Below are 16,983 nucleotides of genomic sequence, written 5' to 3'. Positions count from 1 at the left end.
GCATCAAAATAGCGTTTGCAGATTTAATATAAAATTATCAATAACGAATAATAAATAGGTAATAACTATTTCAACTCGAAGAAATTACTCCTTATTTCCCCCTTTATTCTATTATCGAAGCTTTATTACTATCTTTATTCAGTCTTTTCAAACTATTATTTTCGCTGTCCGTTACTCATTAATTTTCGCTGCGCACAATTATTTTGTTGCTAGTATCTTCTGTTGAGAGACGAGATATGATTGAAAAAGTGTTTTTTAGTGTAATAAAAAAGGAACCTCAAGAGCAGCTTTCTGCTCCTGAGATTCCTGTAATTTTGAGTCGAAAAAACTAATGCACACCAACGACTGGGTTCATATATTCATTGTTCCCGAACAGCTTTTCCAATGCTTGTTCATTTAACTCGTCCAGCTGTACGGTTTCTAACGCCTGCAAATCAACTGTTCCTTCCCAGAGTTTCCACAACTCAAAGGGGGCCTGCAAAGACTGTAGATAGTTCGCGAAGGAGTGATAAAACTGCTCCCAATTATAAATATCAACATAGTAAATAAATGGCTTGTCAGTATATTGATTGATGGTTCCTTCGTCTCGATCCCTCATCACTGAGAATACTTCCTCCTCATCATCCAGCAGGACAAACAGCTTTTCGTTAGGGTCGCTTGCTTGAGGATCGATTCCTAGATTCGTTTTCAAATTGGAGATCAACGTGGCATAATTTTCGTACTTCTTGAGATCATTTATCGACAATAATTCTGAAGAAGCTGATTGCGGCGTGGTCGTTAACTTATGGTCACTAGCTAGATACATTCCGATCGACATATGAAAGCCCCCTTTACTTTTCTTTGACTGCTAATTATCTAAATAATACTATTGATTCCATTCGCCTGCAAAGAGAAGTTGGTTTATTTTTAGGAGATTGAAAAAGGAACCTCAAGAGCAGCTTCCTGCTCCTGAGATTCCCATGATTCCGTTTGTTACATTATCCATATTTTTCAAATAAAGCATCGGTAAGTAGTTTGGAGAAATTCACGTTGTCCTTTTCTCCGCGACTAGCCAGCCATTCTGGTATTGTCACATTTTTTCGCACGGTCTTTTTTTTGATATAAGGAGAAGGATCTCCTTGGATAAGGGATACAAATTGAGTATTGTTCTCCACTTGGATAGCCACTATTTCTGTCGGTTCTGGAAGCGGGATGTCTTCGTCAATATAATAAGCCAGTATTCCATCCAAAAATTCTTTTGCATTAGACAGCGCGTCTTCTAAATTATCCCCTTGAGCAGCTCCGGCAAAATCAGGAAAAATTATTGAGAAGCCCTCATCTTCTTTTGAGAATACTGCCGGATAACTTTTTTTCACTTGGATCATCCTCCTTAAAAGATTGGTGCCTGAAAGTTAGTTCAATCCTAAATCTTTTAATATTTTTTGCTCTGTCCCGATTTTCAAATCCTTATTATGAACAGGAATAGAGACTGGTAAATGTCCCTCTTTTACCATGATATGATGGCTCCCGTTTATTCTAGCCATTATCCAACCATGTTTTTTGGCAAGTTTCAGCATCTCTTTTCCAGTAAGCGGCATACAAGCTGCCTCTTCACAATTTAATCATACGCACAATGCGCGTTGATGTCAAAATTTGAAATTGTTATGTACAATACCTATCCTTGTATATAAACATCCGCATTTAATTTTGTTAGCTAGATAAAAAGACTGTAGACAGCATCCAGAAAACGGATTTTGCCTACAGTCTGAAAGAACCCTCTAATTAAGAGAGTTCTCTGATTTTCAATGATTAATCTGTCACCCAAAGCTTGCTGTCGTCTTTGTAAGGCCATTTCTTCGCGCCGTTTTCAACGATGAACAGGCGTGATTCGTCGATCCCTTCATCGATCAATAGTGAGATCGTGCGTTTTGCTCCGCCACCGCCGCCTGGGCAAACGACATAGATTGGATTGTCGCCTTCTTTGAAATCGTCAGCACTATCAACAACTAGTTTTTCTAACTCTTTTGTGTCGACTGGATAGGCGGGTACGCTGATCGAGTTTGGCAGATGGCCTTTAGCATAGTCATCTTCTGGCTGGATGTCGATGATTTGATAATCCGTTGCATCATCGGTTTCAAGCACTTTTTTCATATCTTCTGGTGCGATCATTTGCCATTCGATATCGGCTTCTGCACGGTCCTTTGTTTCTTCTTTCTTGTCATTGTTTGAACAGCCGGTCAATACAATTGCCAACATCGCCAAAGCGACCAATAATCCGCTAATTCTTTTTTTCATTTTTCTAAATCCTTCTTTCGTTTAATTTTTGTTTGGAGCATTTGCTGCATGAGCTTTAGCGTTCCAACCATCAAAAATTTTTCCGCACAAATAGACATACTGATGCTGTACGTATGCTTCGAAAGGTTCGGATTGTATGTTTAATCACATAGATATTTTGAGGGAAAGAATGCTAAATACACTCGCTTAGAGACTCTAAGTAAAATTTGGCCTCATAGTCATAGTCGTTTTGCCATTTCTTCCACCTCCAGTGCATAATGTAAGGGTTATCTCCTAACAAAGTATATATAAAGGAAAACGCTTTTTCAATGACAATGAGAAAATATACACAATGTTACGGCAGCTTGAATTCCAATAAGAAAGGCTTCGCGAACTCGCTCAGCTTTTGAGCAATAAGACCAAAATATTTCTAAATTGCTTCTCAAATTTCGAAATATTTTTGCTTATTGCCGATAAAGCTAGTTCGTGAAGCCAGACATGGAGATACCCGCTACAAAGCGATTTATTCATCTGAAAATTTTATACTTATTTTATAGTTTAGAAAAAGGCACAAGATTCAGCGCTTGTGCCTTTAAATCAGATTTTAGTTTAGTTTTTCTCATCACTATTAGGAATTAATTTTTCGATAAAATCATTTAACATTTTTTTATCGGTCGTTGTTAATTTGCCAACCTTTTTAAAGGTAATATCTCTCCGTGTTCTAGAAATTCCTCTAAGCGTTCCTACATCTATCCACGACTGCTTATGCAAACCTGCCTCTTTCCAATCCCTGATTGGATAATATAGATTTTTAATCGCTTCTGATTTTTTTTCATATTTCGTCGTGATACTGAAAAATGCCACTCGTTCCTCTTTATCCTCTACCACTAGAATTGGTCTTCTTTTTCCGCCTTGTCCGTTTGCAAAGGCTACATAGACCGTGACTATTTCATTACTCTTCATCTAGCCACTCAGCAATTTCTTTTTCTGTCTCTAACATTTTTATAGGCAGTTGTTTTGTCAGTTGTCTCAAACGAATATCTTGCTTGGTATCCTCGCTTAATTTTATGTCTATCGGAAACTCCCCTCTTTCTACGACTTGCTTATACAGGATCGTGATTGCTGTAGTGGGATTCATTCCTAATTCGCCTAATATCATTTCAGCAGTCTCTTTTAATTCTCCATCGATTCCTACTTGAATTCTTTCTTTCTTTTTTTTCACTTTTACCGCCTCTTTTCGGAGAACAATGTACTCATTTACAATAAAATACTCTCTATTTTGAGTTTATTATACTCTGAATTGCGCTTTAATTCAATTTTAGCCATACACCCATGCATTAAGGACAAATAATAAAAAGGCACCAAACATCCTTGTGCCTTTTGATCAGATTTCGATTTTCGTTTTTAAGCCATCGCTATACGCCATCTGCTGATCGGTGGTAATGACGATCCCATCGATGCCTTCAAGCTGATTCAGTTCGGTTAATACTTCCTGAGCATTTTTGCCAAATAAGCGCGTCGTCCAGATCTCACCGTCCAACGATTTGTCGGATACGATCGTCAGGCTGGCTAGATCGGTTTGGATGGGATATCCAGTCCGGCTGTCAAAAATATGATGGTAGGTTTGACCCTGCCATTCGAATTTGCGTTCATAGATGCCTGAGGTCACGACCGATTCGTTCTGGGCTTTTACCACCGCGACATAGTTGCCTCGAGGCAGGAAGGGATTTTGAATACCTATTCGCCAACGACCTTCTGCTCGTTGCGGTGCTGGTCCATAGGTCAGCACGTTTCCGCCGAGATCAATAAAGGCGGCTTCGGCTTGGGCGGCTTTAAAATCGGCGATAATCTGATCGGCAAAGTAGCCCTTTGCTAATGCGCCGAGATCGATTGCCATGCCCGCATGTGCCAAGTAAACCGTCTGCTTCCCTTCATCTAAGTGGATCGCCTGTGGATCAATCAGAGGAAGCAGTTCTTGGATTTTTTCGGCGGATGGATATTTCGCGTCGGTGAAGCCGACCCGCCATTCCTGGATCAAAGGACCGATGGCGATATTCAATGCGCTATCGGATATCAAGCTTTGTTCTTTGCCGATTTTTATTAATTCGAATAAATCCGCAGCTACCTTGACTGGCGCAAGGCCTGCTTGATGATTGATTTTCATTAGTTCTGAGTCTTCTGCATTGGCACTGAAGCGCTGCTCAAAGTCCCGCAGTTGTGCTTCTGCTTTAGCTAATAATTCGTCTGCTTCAGGGTGCTGGACCCAAAGCTTGATGACCGTTCCCATCAGGTGCAGTGTTTTCTCACTCATGTTCGTGTTCCTTTCCTGCTCTTCTCCTAAACAGCTTAATCGATTTTTCATCAGAACAAAAGAGAAACTTCGGGAATTGTTTTGTATCCGCCAATGTAATCGCTTATACTTCTAGGTGTGAAAGAAAAAATTTAAAGGGGGATTCTATGTTACTTTTATCTCGCGCCAATATCAAAGAAGTTTTTACTATGAAAGACGCCATCGAGGCGGACAAGACAGCCTTCCAATTATTCAGTGAAGGCAAAACCGATGTGCCCTTGCGCACTCAGATCGTGTCGGAAAAACAAAATGGGACGTTCCTATTCATGCCTTCGTATGTTCCTGATTTAGATGCAGCAGCGGTAAAAGTCATCAATATTTTTCCTGACAATATTGATAAGGGCTTAGCCTCTGCTCCGGCACAAGTGTTGTTGGTGGATGGCAAAACCGGCTATATCAATGCTTTATTAGACGGCGTGACCGTTACTCAATTTAGAACCGGCGCTGCTTCGGGTGTCGCTTTTGATGTTTTAGGACGCAAGGATGCGAAAAAAGGCGCTTTGATCGGGACTGGCGGACAAGCGGCGACTCAATTAGAAGCGATGGTTTGCGCCCGCGATTTGGAGACGGTCTATGTTTTCGATCAAAATCCTGAGCGGACAAAGGATTTCTCAGCCCAAATGAATGAAGAGCTGAAGGCCTATGGTGCACAGATTTTACCAGCGGCGACCTCTGATGAAGCCATCAGTGACGCTGATTTGATCGTCACAGTTACACCAGCGACTTCTCCGGTTTTTGACGGCAGCAAAGTCAAGGCGGGCGCGACTGTCAGCTGTGTCGGCTCTTATCAGCCCCACATGCAGGAAATGGACCCGGTGATTTTAGAACGAGCCAGCAAGATTTATTTTGATTCAGAAGAAGCGGTGCTTTCTGAGGCCGGCGATATTTTGATCCCGTTAGAGGACGGCACGATTACCAAAGAGGACTTCACTGGCGATATCGGCGAAGTATTGATGGGCAAAATCGGCGGCCGTGAGAATGATGAAGAGATCATCGTCTTCAAAACAGTCGGGATCGGCGCACAAGACTTAGTCACCGCGCAAAAAATTTATGAACGGGCACTTGAAGAAAAAGTTGGAACGCAATGGTCTTAGCTTGATCAAAAAACTAGTTGGATGATATAAGGCTTAAAAATGAATTCATAAATATGAAAAAGGAGGAATAAACCATGCCACATTTATCAGTCAGAATGTATCCCGGTCGTTCAAAAGAAGTAAAACAGGAGTTTGCGGACAAGCTGCAGGATTTCGTAGTGAAGGAATTAGGCTGTGAAGCTAGTGCCGTCTCTGTGTCATTCAAGGAGATCGACGCGGACAAATGGAAAGACGTGATCGGTGATGAAATCGCCGGTGAAGATGTTTATATCGAATCCGATTTCTAAGGAGGACGCGGATGAAAGAACATGCGAGTATTTTTAACGACGTTTTAGGGCCGGTGATGATCGGTCCTTCCAGTTCCCATACCGCTGCTTCTGTTCGGATCGGTCGTGCCCTGCGCCAGATGGTCGCCGGCAAGATCACTTATTTTCAAGCGGACTTTGATCCTGAAGGCTCTTTGGCCGCAAGCTATATCAGCCAGTGTTCAGACATTGGTCTGGTGGGCGGCTTATTGGGGATGGACCCGACAGATAGTCGGCTGACGAGCGCCATTCAAATTGCAGAAGACGAAGGGATGGAAATTCTTTTCCGTGTCATTTCCTATGAGAATAACCACCCCAACACCTACAAAATGACGATCAAAACCGATCGTGGTGAAGAGCTGGATGTTGTAGCTCTTTCGGTCGGCGGTGGAATGATCGAGATCATTGAGATTGATCACTTTGAAGTAGAAGTCACAGGCGGATTTTATGAAACGCTGCTCTTTGGCGATCAATTGACCGTAACCGAAACTGAACTGGCTGAAAAGATCAACAAGTTCTGCTTTGCGGCGATCAAAGAGCAAGACGGTAAAACATTGCTGCATATCAAAACGCAACAGGCCATTCCAGAAAACGAGATCGCTTGGCTGAATGAGCAGATGACCGTCGAACGCTTCATCGCCTTCGACCCTGTCCTGCCAATCATGTCGCAAAAGGAACCGAAAATGCTTTTTGCAACGGCGGAAGAAATGATCGCTGCGGCGAAAAAAGAAAAGCTGGATTTAGCGGATATGGCCCTGCGCTACGAAAGCCATCGCGGCAGTATTTCCGAAGAAGAGGTCTATCAAAAAGCCGAAGACATTCTTGAAATCATGGCTAACGGAATCAAGGTGGGCTTAGCGGGCACTTCCTATGAAGATCGAATGCTAGGCTCACAAGCACCGAAGATAAAAGCCAACCGCGACAAGCTGATCGGTGATGAGCTGCCAGCCAAAATCATCGAGAATATTTCCGCGTTGATGGAAGTCAAAAGCTCCATGAATGTCTTTGTGGCGGCACCTACTGCCGGTTCTTGCGGAGCCTTGCCGGGAACCTTGATCGCTGTCAGCGATTATCAGAAAAAATCGCACGATGAATTAGTTCGGGCCTTATTGGCCGCTGGAATGATTGGAGTCTTTATCGCGGAATACGCCACGTTTGCGGCAGAGGTTGCCGGCTGTCAGGCCGAATGCGGCTCGGGATCAGGTATGACGGCGGGCGCTTTGGTCCAATTAATGGGCGGCACCATCGAAGAAGCCGTGAACGCCGCATCCATGGGATTGCAAAATGTCTTTGGCATGACCTGTGATCCTATCGGTGTACGTGTAGAAGTTCCCTGTCTTGGAAAAAATATGATGTGCGGCATGAATGCGCTGGGCGCCGCCAATATGGCACTGGCAGGCTATGATGTCGTCGTTCCATTAGATGAGACGATCGAAAGCTTCAATAAAGTCGGACGAATGATCCCGCCAGAATTGCGCTGTACCGGTCACGCCGGTATTGCTCAAACACCCTCTGGTTTGGCAATCGCCGAACGCTTAGGCTGTCCGTTGGATTGCTGTTAATTGAATCACCTAAAAAAGACGAGCACACGCTCGTCTTTTTACACTTCTATAACCTTCGGCTGCCGTTTCACATAAGGTAAAAACTTCCGCAGCACATCTTCGGTTTTCAACTTCAAATAGCCAGTCGTTGTGCCATCACTGCAGCCATAGTATTCCTGATCGCAAACATCCTTATCCAAGATAAGCTGAACTTTTGCAGCTTCTGGCAGCAAGGTGCTGAAGATCGTCGCCGCACCGATTTTTGTCCCTAGCATCGAATCCATCTGCTCTGCCGATGCAAAGGAAACGCGAGCGATGTCTAATGCTTGGCTAAATTCCTTAGACTTAAACGGCTTGTCTCCGCAAGTAACGAATAAGTAAAAATTCGTTTTTTGACGATTACATAAGAACAAGGTCTTCACCATATCCATGTCTAATCGTTCGTTGATCTGCTGGCAATCTTCCATCGTGATAACTTCTTCGGTCTCCACTCGTTGAAAATCCATCGTTAATTCCTGCAAGACCTGATAGACTTTTTCTTGCAAAGGCGTGCTGAATGTCGCTGGCACTGTCGTATACGCTTCACTAACAAAAACCATTTTAATCATTCCTATTCTTAATTTTTAGTTTCATATTTTCTTAACGAAAAATCCGGTGGAGCAACATTTCTATACGAACTCATTAAAGCATCAAAAATACGCAATGGTTTCGCCTCCTGCTTGAATAGTTAATAGCAGTAATTTATCATAGAACCATAGATTACAAAAACGAATTTTTATCATAGTTAACATGAGGAAATCAGATATAAGAATATCCCTTCTGCTTTTCCCAAGATGAAAATTAGTATTTTGAAACGATAAGGAGTATCAGCGATGGATATGAATATTCAGAAATATATGGCCTTCGTCAAAACAGTCGAACTAGGCAGTTTTACTAAAGCGGCGAAAATCATGAATTATTCTCAATCGGGGATCAGCCGAATGATCAATGACCTCGAACAGGAATGGGGCATCACGTTGTTAGAACGAAATCGAGCAGGACTTCGCCTGACCTCTGACGGCATGAACATTCTGCCTTACGCAAAAGAACTGGCAGAAAAATACCAGACGCTGCAAAACCAGCTGGCGGAGCTGGGACATTTAGACACTGGCTTGATCCGCATTGGTACTTTTTCCAGCGTCGCTACCCATTGGCTGCCTGAGATGATCCAGCACTTTCAAGCGGATTATCCGAATATTGATTTTGAACTATTATTAGGCGACTACGAAGAGATCGAACAATGGATTATTGATGGTCGTGTTGACTTTGGCTTTTCACGCCTGCCAGCTGCTCATGATTTGGAGCAGCAGTTTTTGCATGCGGATGAACAATTAGTCGTCTTGCCGCAGGGGCACCCGCTATTAGCCAAAGAAAAAATCAACGTGACTGATTTAGAGGCGCAGCCGTTCATTTTACTAGAACGTGAAGGAACTTCCGATATTACCGAGCTATTGGCAGACGCACAGGTTCAACCTCAGATCAAATTCCGAACCTGGGATGATTATTCGATCCTCGCGATGGTAGAAAAAAACTTAGGCATTAGTATTTTGCCAAAATTAATTTTGCAACGAATCGCATATCGCGTTGAAACAAGACCCTTAGTCGATCCCGTTTTTCGAAAGGTCGGAATCCTCTACCGTAACAAGACATTGCTCTCTTTAGCCAGTAAAGAATTTCTCAAAATAATCCCGACAAGCTAAGTTACGAAGGACTTATTTCTCACCCTAATAGTTCAATCAATCACAAAAATTTAAATTTTTATGGTTTTTCTTTTTTATTTATTGTTATAATAAAAGGAAAAAGACCTACGGGAGGACTTATGGCACAGATTATTTTTTATGTTTTGATTGGTCTGATGATCTTTCAAGCGTTCATGCTTGTGCGCGATGTTGTGACCCATCGTGATGATTTAGGACCAGGAAATTGGCTTATTAGTGGAATTATTGGCTTTATTGCAGACTTTGCGGACACGATTGGGATTGGGAGTTTTGCCCTTACTACCATGATGTTAAATGTTACAAAGCAAAACAATGACGACCGAAAATTACCGGGGATTTTGAATGTTGGACATGCGATTCCGGTGTTGACGGAAGCTGTGATTTTCGTCACAGTCATCAAGGTAGATTCGTTAACTTTAGTTACCTTGATTTTAGCAGCGATCGGCGGCTCTTGGTTTGGCTCAAAATACGTTACGAAGCTTTCGGAAACGGCTGTTCAGAAATGGATCGGCTGGGCACTTTTGATCACTGCTATTTTAATGTTGCTGCGCCAAACAGAAGTCATTGCCTTATTAGGTAAAGGCAATACGGCCATGGGATTGACCGGCGTTAAATTAATTGTCGGCATCATCGGAAACTTTTTCTTCGGAGCCTTAATGACTGTTGGTGTTGGTTTGTATGCGCCATGTATGGCGATGGTTTACATGTTAGGTATGACACCGTTAGCGGCTTTCCCGATCATGATGTGTTCATGTGCGGGCCTTCAACCAGTCGCAAGTATCAACTTCATTCGCGAAAAAGCCTACTCTAGAAAAATTGCGCTAGCGATCACGATCGGCGGGATTCCCGGCGTAATCATTGCCTCTCAATTCTTGATGAACCTAGACATTTCGATGGTTACTTATTTAGTTATTGTCATTATTTTCTATACTGGGATTCAATACATTCTAAAATCACGCAAAACTGCGGTAGCCTAGCGCACTCAGTTTTACGGTAAAAAAGACTCTGTACCTGATTTGATTTTGGTACGGAGCCTTTTTATTTTTCGATTCTATTTTCGCCCTTATGAAAGGCCTTGACCTTTTCCAAAATGAACAAGACACCTACTAAAATCAAAATCGAAAGCGACAATAATAAGGAATTGGTGCCGTTTCCGTGAGCCAACAAAAGCTCCCGCAAAATAGCGGTGATACTGATCAGGATCAAATAGCGGACAGGAATATGATGCCCTTCCTTGATATAGCGCAGCAGCATCAGGATAACCTCTAATAAAATAAAGAGGGTTGCGATCTCCTCGATCAACAGTGTCAGCTCAGAGACATTATTCAGCGGAATCACATGCATGACGATGTTGAAGATGCCCTCTCCCATGACGATCACTACCACGACGATCAACAAAGCCAATAAAATATCCACGACCGTACTGATTGCTTTTTCAAACTTCAAAAAATAATTCTCTTTCATGGCATGTCCCCCTTAGTCGATTTCATTTAAAGTATAGCAATTCTTTATTTAAATCAGAAAAGATACGCACCAAAAAAGGCTCCGCCAATTCAAACAGCCGCTTGCTGTAATCGAATTGCGGAACCTTTTTTATTATGAATGTAATTTTGCTTCTTTGGCTAAGGCTAAACAACCTATCGTGCCGGCGTTGTTGCCTAATTTTGGTGTCACGATATAGTCTTCCAAATCAGGTGTTTTCACGTAATCATTCACCAGCTCTTTGAAACGAGCGCGCACTTTTTTAACCAAGTGCTCTTGCTGCATTACGCCGCCGCCAAAGATGATCACGTCAGGTGAAAACATCAAGGTCGTGTTATACGCACATTGCGCGATGTAATCGGCTTCGATCTCCCAATACGGATCGTCTTCGCTCAAGTCTTGGCCTTTGCGTCCTAAACGTTTCTCGATTGCCGGACCTGCCGCCATGCCTTCTAAGCAATGTCCGTGGAATGGACAGCTGCCTTCAAAATCATCATTCGGGTTGCGGCTTACCAGCACGTGACCCATTTCCGGATGACTAAAGCCTTCGATAAAATTGCCTTTTTGCAGCGCGCCGCCGCCAATCCCTGTGCCGATCGTATAATAAACGACACTGTTGACGCCATCGCCGCGGCCTTTCACATACTCGCCATAACAAGCCGCATTGACATCGGTTGTCCAAGCGATCGGCAAGTCGAATTCATTTTTCAATGCCCCGACAAAGTTATAATTCTGCCACGCTAGTTTTGGTGTCGAAGTGATGTAGCCATAGGTTTTCGAATCGCGATGGATATCAATCGGACCGAATGAACCGACACCGATACTTACCAATTGTTCTGCGTACTGCTTGAAAAAGCCGATCACTAAGTCCATCGTTTCTTCTGGTGTCGTTGTCGGATAGCTGACCCGTTCGACGATCTCCAGCTCACTATTTCCCACCGAGCAAACAAATTTTGTACCGCCGGCTTCGATCCCGCCAAATAATTTTTCCACTAAGCTTCACTCGCAATCATTTAGATTTATTCAACATACAAGGTCACGAATTTCGCGTGCCCGATGTTCTCAAGCTCTATTGTATCATTATTTATTGACAGCGGTTCCTTCGTTTTTTCTTTCAGGTCAACTTTTTCTGCAATTTTGATTGGGTGCTTGAAGGTGATCGCTGCTCGAGCCTCTTCTTCTAATAATCCATTATAAAGACGCAGGATATAACCCGGACGGTCCTCGGCCTTTTTCAAAACGCTCAAGGTCAAATTGCCTGTGATGCTCAAAAGGCTAAAGCTTGCCGGCAGTGTTTGTTCCACATCGCCTAAAGTGAAAATCAGACGAGAATTCAGGAATTCCGCGTATTGATAGACTTCGATCGGTGTGACTGCTTGCTTCGCTAATTGGGCCACATTGGCTTGATCAAAGCCTTCCGCAAAATAGACTACCGAAAATTCAAAGCTCATGGTTTTATGGCACTGCGCATCTGGAGTCGCGATCACTGTTTCACCGGAAGCACGACCGGGACGATACATCAGATTTTCTTTGCCCATGAAGCCATAGGTCCGAAAGATCGTTAAACGAATCGTATCGAATTGCTCGCCAATAATTTCATATTCCCGCACGCCCTTCGGCATCACAGCGACTCCGCGACCTTCATCGAATAGCCCAGCAAAGCTTTGGCACGTTTCAATCGCGATCGGCTGTTCGTTCCATTGGTCTTTGTTTGCTTCCCAAAGAGCCATTTCCTTTTCAAAAACAACCGGACGCTGCAGGGTACCAAATTGCTGGTCGGCAATCGAGAACTTCGAAGCGATCCCAGTATCAAACAGCACACAAACACGATGACTGTCCACGTTTTGATTCTCAACGGTCAGCTTGAAATCTAACAACGGCGATCCTTTCTTCAAAGCTAATTCAAGCGTGATCGGTAATTTCTCAGAGGCTTTTTGCTCAGCCCGCTCAGTTAGATCCTTTGGTACCGTTAGTAAAAATTCTACGCGTACCGATTGATAGATCGCTGACTGCTTGATCGTGACTTGAGGCTCAGCCTCGCTAGAAGAAATCACCCAATCCTTCACTGGCGGCGAATAGTTGAAAGAATCTCCATCATCACCATTTTCTTCAATGATCCCTTGATTCTGATAAAGAACCTCATTGGCTTTGTCTAAAATATCTAAAGAACCATTTTTGTTAATGGTGATCCGGTAATGCTCATTTTCAATCGTATTATTTGAAAGCTCTTGAATCGGCGCGCTGCTGTCGCCCTTGAGATCAATCGTTAATTGCGTATAGCCCATGCTTGGCACTTCCGTTGTTTCAAAGGCGATTTTAGCTTTATAGACCTTCTCCGGCAAATAGATCTCCTTGACTTGATTCAGCACATTGCCTTGATTCAAGACATACTCGGTTTGGTCGATCAGCTCTAAAATCGTGTAAGGCAGAGAATTCCCCGCTTGATCAAGAATTGCGAATTCTTTTTTCGGCAAGTAAACCTCTGCTTCGACCACCCCATCACGAATCGTGTCATAGGTATTGAAAAGCGTGAAGGTGATTTCTTGTGCCTGCGGATTATTGATCGCCGTTGAGATTTGGCGCAGAGTCAACTCCACTAGGTTCATAGAAATATCTCGCGCCTGCTTGTAGCGCATATAGGCATCTTCGTTGGTGGTATCAGATACGCAAGAACCGATCGAATCATGCGCGGCATTCTCAAACATCAGCTTCCAAATTTCTTTGACCGTTTCGACTGGATACTCAAAGCCGAGCTGCATCGCCATCGTCAATACAGGCTCCATCACGTTTACTAGATAATGCTGAATTTTTGTGTTCAGCGCTTTTAAGTCCGGCCGGGAAGAAAAGATCGTTTTGTGGATACGCATCAATTTGCCATTGATCAGCTCTCCTGCGATTTCTTCCAATTCTGGCTGACGTTCTTTGACCGCGGCGATATATTTTTCAATCGTTGAAAATTGCAGCTCGTATTCGTCTTGATAAAGCTCATTCATTTGATCGACAAGTTCCGGCAAGTTCTCTCTTACCGGCGCTTGGTCAAAGCCATTCGGAAAATAAACTTGATCGGTTGAACTGCGGCCCCAGGTTGTTTTAAATGGTTCTTGATGCAGGAATTCTGCCAAATCAGCTTCCCGTTCTGGAATCGCACCGCCGATGTAATACCCGCTGGGAATTTGATAGACATTGACTACTGATCCATCTTCGCCCCGCCATTTGTATTCTGTGTGGGCCACATCATCATCACTCACCCCGCGCCAGAACATCGTGTCGCTGATACCAAACTCGCGGTAAATTTGCGGCATACTGGCGGCTTGGCCAAAGGAATCCGGCACGTAGCCGACATTCATATAATCGCCGAAATCTTCACAGATTTTCATACCGTACAGCATATTACGGACAATGCTTTCACCAGAAATCACCAGCTGATCCGTTTGGGTATACCATGGACCAATGATCAGCTTGCCTTGTTGGACCAGCTTTTCGATTCGCGCTTTATCCTGCGGACGCCATTTCAAATAGTCGTCTAGCAAAGAAGCCTGTCCATCTAAAATAAAGCTCTCATAGGGATTCTCTTTTTCCAGCTGTTCTAAAACTTTTTTCAAGTCGTGCATCAAATAAATTTTTGAGCGGCTGGTAGTAAAATACCACTCGCGATCCCAATGACTGTGAGGTACTACGTGTACTGTTTTTTTCATGCAAAAATCCCTCTCGTTTGATTAAAATAATAAGAAAGGCTTCACGAACTCGTTCAGCTTTTACCAGTTCTACTTCACGCTTTAGCGTGATTAGTGGAATGGTATGCGTAACAACAGTCAGAAGCATTTTTCGCGATTTTTGAAAAATGATTTCCCACATTGGAGTTAGCTGAGCAATAAGACTAAAATTTTGATAAGTTGTCAAGAAACACAGCGATCTTTAGGAGCTGATGTTGATTGATACCTACTTGGCGTTTCTCAGTCTTAACAAAATTTTCGCTTATTGTCGATAAAGCTAGTTCGTGAAGCCGGACATCAAAACACCCGTAATAATAATTATTTAACTTGTAAAGAACATGGTTTCGCTATAGTACACTCAACGATTTTCACCGTCAGTGCCTATTAATTTTTATTTTGTCTAGTTTAGCGAGTTCGCTATACTTTTCTTACTAATTTTCAAAGCTGATATCGATATCGTCGAGTTCAATTTCTTCAGTTTGCTCTTCCTGTTTGTTGAAGTTGACGAATAATGGTGCTACGAATCCGATAAAGGCTGCTCCGACGAACAATCCGATCAAGTAAGCCCAGCCGTTACCAACTGTGAAGAAGCCGTAGATTCCACCAACCGGCGGCATTTTCGCGTACATACCGAGTGCAATTCCCAAGCCTGATGCGATCGCCCCGCCGATCATGTTGACCGGAACTAAGCGCAGCGGATTCACCAATGTAAATGGAATCGCGCCTTCCGTGATCCCGATAAAGCCCATGATAAAGTTGTTGCGTCCGGCATCCAATAATTCTTTGTTGAAGCGTTTTTTATGGAACACAGTTGCTAAGGCATAGCCAAACGGTACCGCACAAATTGCTACGTTTACGATAATTGCTGGTAGATACACGCCTTCTGCTAATAAAACATTGCCTGCCATCCATGCGGCTTTATTGACTGGTCCGCCTAAGTCAGAACCGATCATGGCACCCATAATCATCGCCAATAAGATCTTGTTCACATCGTTTTCGATCATGTTGCGAATCCAATCAACGAGACTGGTATTGATCCACGCCAGCGGTTCGGATAACAGTGCTCCCATCACGATCGCCACCGATAGAGTCGCGATCAGCGGCAGGATGACTAACGGCATAACACCAGCGAATGATTCTGGTAATTTGATTTTTTCTTTTGACCATTTTACTAAGTAGCCCGCTAAGAAACCGGCGATTACAGCGCCAAGGAAGCCTGCGTTCGTACTAGTTGCGACTGCTCCGCCGATAAAGCCGGCACCTAAAGCAGCTTTGTCACCAATCGAATACGCAATAAATCCAGCTAATACGGTGTTGATCAAACCAATCCCGGTCCAACCAACCTGTTCAATCAAATAAAGTGCATGCTTGAAGCCCTCTGCTTCCGCGTATGGATCTAAACTCGTTAATCCCATGCCCAGCGCGATCATTTTCGGAATCGCGACAACCAACGAAGCACCAATAATCAACGGCAGTACAAAACTGATTCCACTCATTAAGTGGCCTTTTACATCTGCTAGAACTTTCTTCATCATTCTTGCCCCTTTTCTTTAATTTGCCTGTCTTTGCTCAACAGCGGCGATACATTTCTTCAAAACAGCTTCTGGTGCTTTGATGCAGGTATTGATGTTCACGCGAAGCTGTGGTTTTCCTTCAAAACGTTCCAAACCAACGACCTTTTGATCCGTTGCCAACAGTAAAAAATCGGCCTCTTTTGCTTCTGCTGCGGTGATCTCATTGACTTGTCCTAGTGAACCTTGTTGTTCGATTTTGACATCATACCCTAATTTCACACCAGCTTTTTCTAAAGCCTTAGCAGCCATCGGTGTATGAGCCAAGCCTGCCGGACATGCGGAAATTCCTACGATTTTCATATGATTTTCTCTCCTATCATTACCTTTTTGATCAATTCTACTAATTGGGTTTTATCCTCTGATTCTTGAATCTGCTGAATAAATTCATCTTCCAATAAAGCCGTCGCCAAACGACTCAGCATTTCCAGATGGACGGTGCCTTCGTCTTCTTTTGGAACCATCAAGGCAAAAACATTTTTAACCGCCGAGTCATCGAAGGTTTCCCATTCGACTTCGTGGGCCAAACGAATGAATAAAACAGTCGGCGCCAAAACCGTGTCCGCCTTTGCATGCGGGATCGCAAAGCCATCCTGCAGTCCGGTAGAATATTCTGCTTCTCGTTCGTTAAAAGCCTTGCAGGTCTCAGCCGCATTCGCAACGTAACCTGATTCATACGCATAAGCTGCAATGACTTCAAATAGTTCTTCTTTCGAAGCGACCGCCACATCTAACAGGATATTTGATTCTTTAAAATCCATATCGGAAGCCCCTTTCTCATTTGTTTATTTTTGAATCATGTAACGTTTTGCTTTACACGTTTAATTTACGAGGTTTGAGCATATATGTAAACACTTCCAATTGCCAACTAATTTGGCAATGATTAGTAAAGCGTTTTCCAAAAGGACTTCCAACTT

The 16,983-nt window shown here is 43.3% G+C and carries 19 protein-coding genes; 5 read left to right on the top strand and 14 right to left on the bottom strand.

The window, feature by feature from the left end; genetic code table 11:
• Positions 1–328 precede the first annotated feature (328 nt).
• From A5875_RS15990 to A5875_RS15960, 7 genes are all read right to left on the bottom strand, one after another.
• Complete coding sequence (locus A5875_RS15990) at positions 329–817, bottom strand: hypothetical protein (protein WP_088934511.1); 489 nt, start codon at positions 815–817, stop codon at positions 329–331.
• 160 nt (positions 818–977) lie between these two features.
• Positions 978–1,355: a type II toxin-antitoxin system HicB family antitoxin gene (locus tag A5875_RS15985; protein ID WP_088934708.1), complete on the bottom strand. Its 378-nt coding sequence runs from the start codon at positions 1,353–1,355 to the stop codon at positions 978–980.
• Between the two features lie 36 nt (positions 1,356–1,391).
• Positions 1,392–1,577, bottom strand: coding sequence for a type II toxin-antitoxin system HicA family toxin (locus tag A5875_RS15980; RefSeq protein WP_088934510.1), 186 nt, complete (start codon positions 1,575–1,577; stop codon positions 1,392–1,394).
• A gap of 211 nt (positions 1,578–1,788) precedes the next feature.
• The gene (locus A5875_RS15975) at positions 1,789–2,274 is read right to left on the bottom strand and encodes a rhodanese-like domain-containing protein (protein WP_088934509.1); all 486 of its coding nucleotides are present in this window, start codon (positions 2,272–2,274) and stop codon (positions 1,789–1,791) included.
• Between the two features lie 588 nt (positions 2,275–2,862).
• On the bottom strand, positions 2,863–3,216 hold the full coding sequence (locus A5875_RS15970) for a type II toxin-antitoxin system PemK/MazF family toxin (protein ID WP_088934508.1): 354 nt from the start codon (positions 3,214–3,216) through the stop codon (positions 2,863–2,865).
• On the bottom strand, positions 3,206–3,475 hold the full coding sequence (locus tag A5875_RS15965) for a type II toxin-antitoxin system RelB/DinJ family antitoxin (protein WP_088934507.1): 270 nt from the start codon (positions 3,473–3,475) through the stop codon (positions 3,206–3,208). The genes A5875_RS15970 and A5875_RS15965 overlap by 11 nt, the downstream gene beginning before the upstream one ends.
• Before the next feature lie 162 nt (positions 3,476–3,637).
• Positions 3,638–4,564 carry an FAD:protein FMN transferase gene (locus A5875_RS15960; RefSeq protein ID WP_088934506.1) on the bottom strand — a complete coding sequence of 309 codons (927 nt, stop codon included), beginning with the start codon at positions 4,562–4,564 and terminating at the stop codon, positions 3,638–3,640.
• A 146-nt stretch (positions 4,565–4,710) separates the two neighbouring features.
• Here A5875_RS15960 and A5875_RS15955 point away from each other — a divergent pair, with 146 nt between their 5' ends.
• The 3 genes from A5875_RS15955 to A5875_RS15945 all read left to right on the top strand — a co-directional run bounded on the left by A5875_RS15955 (position 4,711) and on the right by A5875_RS15945 (position 7,564).
• Positions 4,711–5,697, top strand: a complete 987-nt coding sequence (locus A5875_RS15955) for an ornithine cyclodeaminase family protein (protein WP_088934505.1) — start codon at positions 4,711–4,713, stop codon at positions 5,695–5,697.
• 74 nt (positions 5,698–5,771) lie between these two features.
• Complete coding sequence (locus A5875_RS15950) at positions 5,772–5,984, top strand: tautomerase family protein (RefSeq protein WP_088934504.1); 213 nt, start codon at positions 5,772–5,774, stop codon at positions 5,982–5,984.
• Positions 5,985–5,995: 11 nt separating this feature from the next.
• Positions 5,996–7,564 (top strand): L-serine ammonia-lyase, iron-sulfur-dependent, subunit alpha, encoded by a 1,569-nt coding sequence (locus A5875_RS15945; RefSeq protein WP_088934503.1) that lies wholly within the window; start codon positions 5,996–5,998, stop codon positions 7,562–7,564.
• Positions 7,565–7,602: 38 nt separating this feature from the next.
• On the opposite strand, the gene A5875_RS15940 is transcribed toward A5875_RS15945, so the two are convergent.
• On the bottom strand, positions 7,603–8,142 hold the full coding sequence (locus tag A5875_RS15940; RefSeq protein ID WP_088934502.1) for a prolyl-tRNA synthetase associated domain-containing protein: 540 nt from the start codon (positions 8,140–8,142) through the stop codon (positions 7,603–7,605).
• Positions 8,143–8,415: 273 nt separating this feature from the next.
• Between A5875_RS15940 and A5875_RS15935 the strand changes: the two genes are divergently transcribed.
• Both A5875_RS15935 and A5875_RS15930 read left to right on the top strand, forming a co-directional pair.
• Positions 8,416–9,282 carry a LysR family transcriptional regulator gene (locus A5875_RS15935; RefSeq protein WP_088934501.1) on the top strand — a complete coding sequence of 289 codons (867 nt, stop codon included), beginning with the start codon at positions 8,416–8,418 and terminating at the stop codon, positions 9,280–9,282.
• A gap of 119 nt (positions 9,283–9,401) precedes the next feature.
• On the top strand, positions 9,402–10,277 hold the full coding sequence (locus A5875_RS15930; RefSeq protein WP_088934500.1) for a sulfite exporter TauE/SafE family protein: 876 nt from the start codon (positions 9,402–9,404) through the stop codon (positions 10,275–10,277).
• Positions 10,278–10,338: 61 nt separating this feature from the next.
• On the opposite strand, the gene A5875_RS15925 is transcribed toward A5875_RS15930, so the two are convergent.
• From A5875_RS15925 to A5875_RS15900, 6 genes are all read right to left on the bottom strand, one after another.
• Positions 10,339–10,764: a phosphate-starvation-inducible PsiE family protein gene (locus tag A5875_RS15925; protein WP_088934499.1), complete on the bottom strand. Its 426-nt coding sequence runs from the start codon at positions 10,762–10,764 to the stop codon at positions 10,339–10,341.
• Positions 10,765–10,896: 132 nt separating this feature from the next.
• Positions 10,897–11,775 (bottom strand): fructokinase ScrK, encoded by an 879-nt coding sequence (gene scrK, locus A5875_RS15920; RefSeq protein WP_088934498.1) that lies wholly within the window; start codon positions 11,773–11,775, stop codon positions 10,897–10,899.
• 26 nt (positions 11,776–11,801) lie between these two features.
• On the bottom strand, positions 11,802–14,477 hold the full coding sequence (gene mngB / locus A5875_RS15915) for a mannosylglycerate hydrolase (RefSeq protein WP_088934497.1): 2,676 nt from the start codon (positions 14,475–14,477) through the stop codon (positions 11,802–11,804).
• Positions 14,478–14,926: 449 nt separating this feature from the next.
• On the bottom strand, positions 14,927–16,027 hold the full coding sequence (locus A5875_RS15910; RefSeq protein WP_088934496.1) for a PTS fructose transporter subunit IIC: 1,101 nt from the start codon (positions 16,025–16,027) through the stop codon (positions 14,927–14,929).
• Positions 16,028–16,045: 18 nt separating this feature from the next.
• Positions 16,046–16,369, bottom strand: a complete 324-nt coding sequence (locus tag A5875_RS15905) for a PTS fructose transporter subunit IIB (protein ID WP_088934495.1) — start codon at positions 16,367–16,369, stop codon at positions 16,046–16,048.
• Entirely contained in the window at positions 16,366–16,827 is a 462-nt protein-coding gene (locus A5875_RS15900; RefSeq protein WP_088934494.1) for a PTS sugar transporter subunit IIA, read from the bottom strand. The genes A5875_RS15905 and A5875_RS15900 overlap by 4 nt, the downstream gene beginning before the upstream one ends.
• Positions 16,828–16,983 lie beyond the last annotated feature (156 nt).

This window comes from Enterococcus sp. 3H8_DIV0648 (genome assembly GCF_002140655.1).
Classification (GTDB): domain Bacteria; phylum Bacillota; class Bacilli; order Lactobacillales; family Enterococcaceae; genus Enterococcus_A; species Enterococcus_A hulanensis.
The sequence above is the reverse complement of the archived record's forward strand: the minus strand, read 5'-3'. Positions and strand labels throughout refer to the sequence as shown.

Coding starts and splice junctions, on each gene's coding strand:
- A5875_RS15990 (WP_088934511.1), bottom strand. CDS start 817: ATGTCGATCGGAATGTATCTAGCTAGTGACCATAAGTTAACGACCACG.
- A5875_RS15980 (WP_088934510.1), bottom strand. CDS start 1,577: ATGCCGCTTACTGGAAAAGAGATGCTGAAACTTGCCAAAAAACATGGT.
- A5875_RS15975 (WP_088934509.1), bottom strand. CDS start 2,274: ATGAAAAAAAGAATTAGCGGATTATTGGTCGCTTTGGCGATGTTGGCA.
- A5875_RS15970 (WP_088934508.1), bottom strand. CDS start 3,216: ATGAAGAGTAATGAAATAGTCACGGTCTATGTAGCCTTTGCAAACGGA.
- A5875_RS15960 (WP_088934506.1), bottom strand. CDS start 4,564: ATGAGTGAGAAAACACTGCACCTGATGGGAACGGTCATCAAGCTTTGG.
- A5875_RS15955 (WP_088934505.1), top strand. CDS start 4,711: ATGTTACTTTTATCTCGCGCCAATATCAAAGAAGTTTTTACTATGAAA.
- A5875_RS15950 (WP_088934504.1), top strand. CDS start 5,772: ATGCCACATTTATCAGTCAGAATGTATCCCGGTCGTTCAAAAGAAGTA.
- A5875_RS15945 (WP_088934503.1), top strand. CDS start 5,996: ATGAAAGAACATGCGAGTATTTTTAACGACGTTTTAGGGCCGGTGATG.
- A5875_RS15940 (WP_088934502.1), bottom strand. CDS start 8,142: ATGGTTTTTGTTAGTGAAGCGTATACGACAGTGCCAGCGACATTCAGC.
- A5875_RS15935 (WP_088934501.1), top strand. CDS start 8,416: ATGGATATGAATATTCAGAAATATATGGCCTTCGTCAAAACAGTCGAA.
- A5875_RS15930 (WP_088934500.1), top strand. CDS start 9,402: ATGGCACAGATTATTTTTTATGTTTTGATTGGTCTGATGATCTTTCAA.
- A5875_RS15925 (WP_088934499.1), bottom strand. CDS start 10,764: ATGAAAGAGAATTATTTTTTGAAGTTTGAAAAAGCAATCAGTACGGTC.
- mngB (WP_088934497.1), bottom strand. CDS start 14,477: ATGAAAAAAACAGTACACGTAGTACCTCACAGTCATTGGGATCGCGAG.
- A5875_RS15910 (WP_088934496.1), bottom strand. CDS start 16,027: ATGAAGAAAGTTCTAGCAGATGTAAAAGGCCACTTAATGAGTGGAATC.
- A5875_RS15905 (WP_088934495.1), bottom strand. CDS start 16,369: ATGAAAATCGTAGGAATTTCCGCATGTCCGGCAGGCTTGGCTCATACA.
- A5875_RS15900 (WP_088934494.1), bottom strand. CDS start 16,827: ATGGATTTTAAAGAATCAAATATCCTGTTAGATGTGGCGGTCGCTTCG.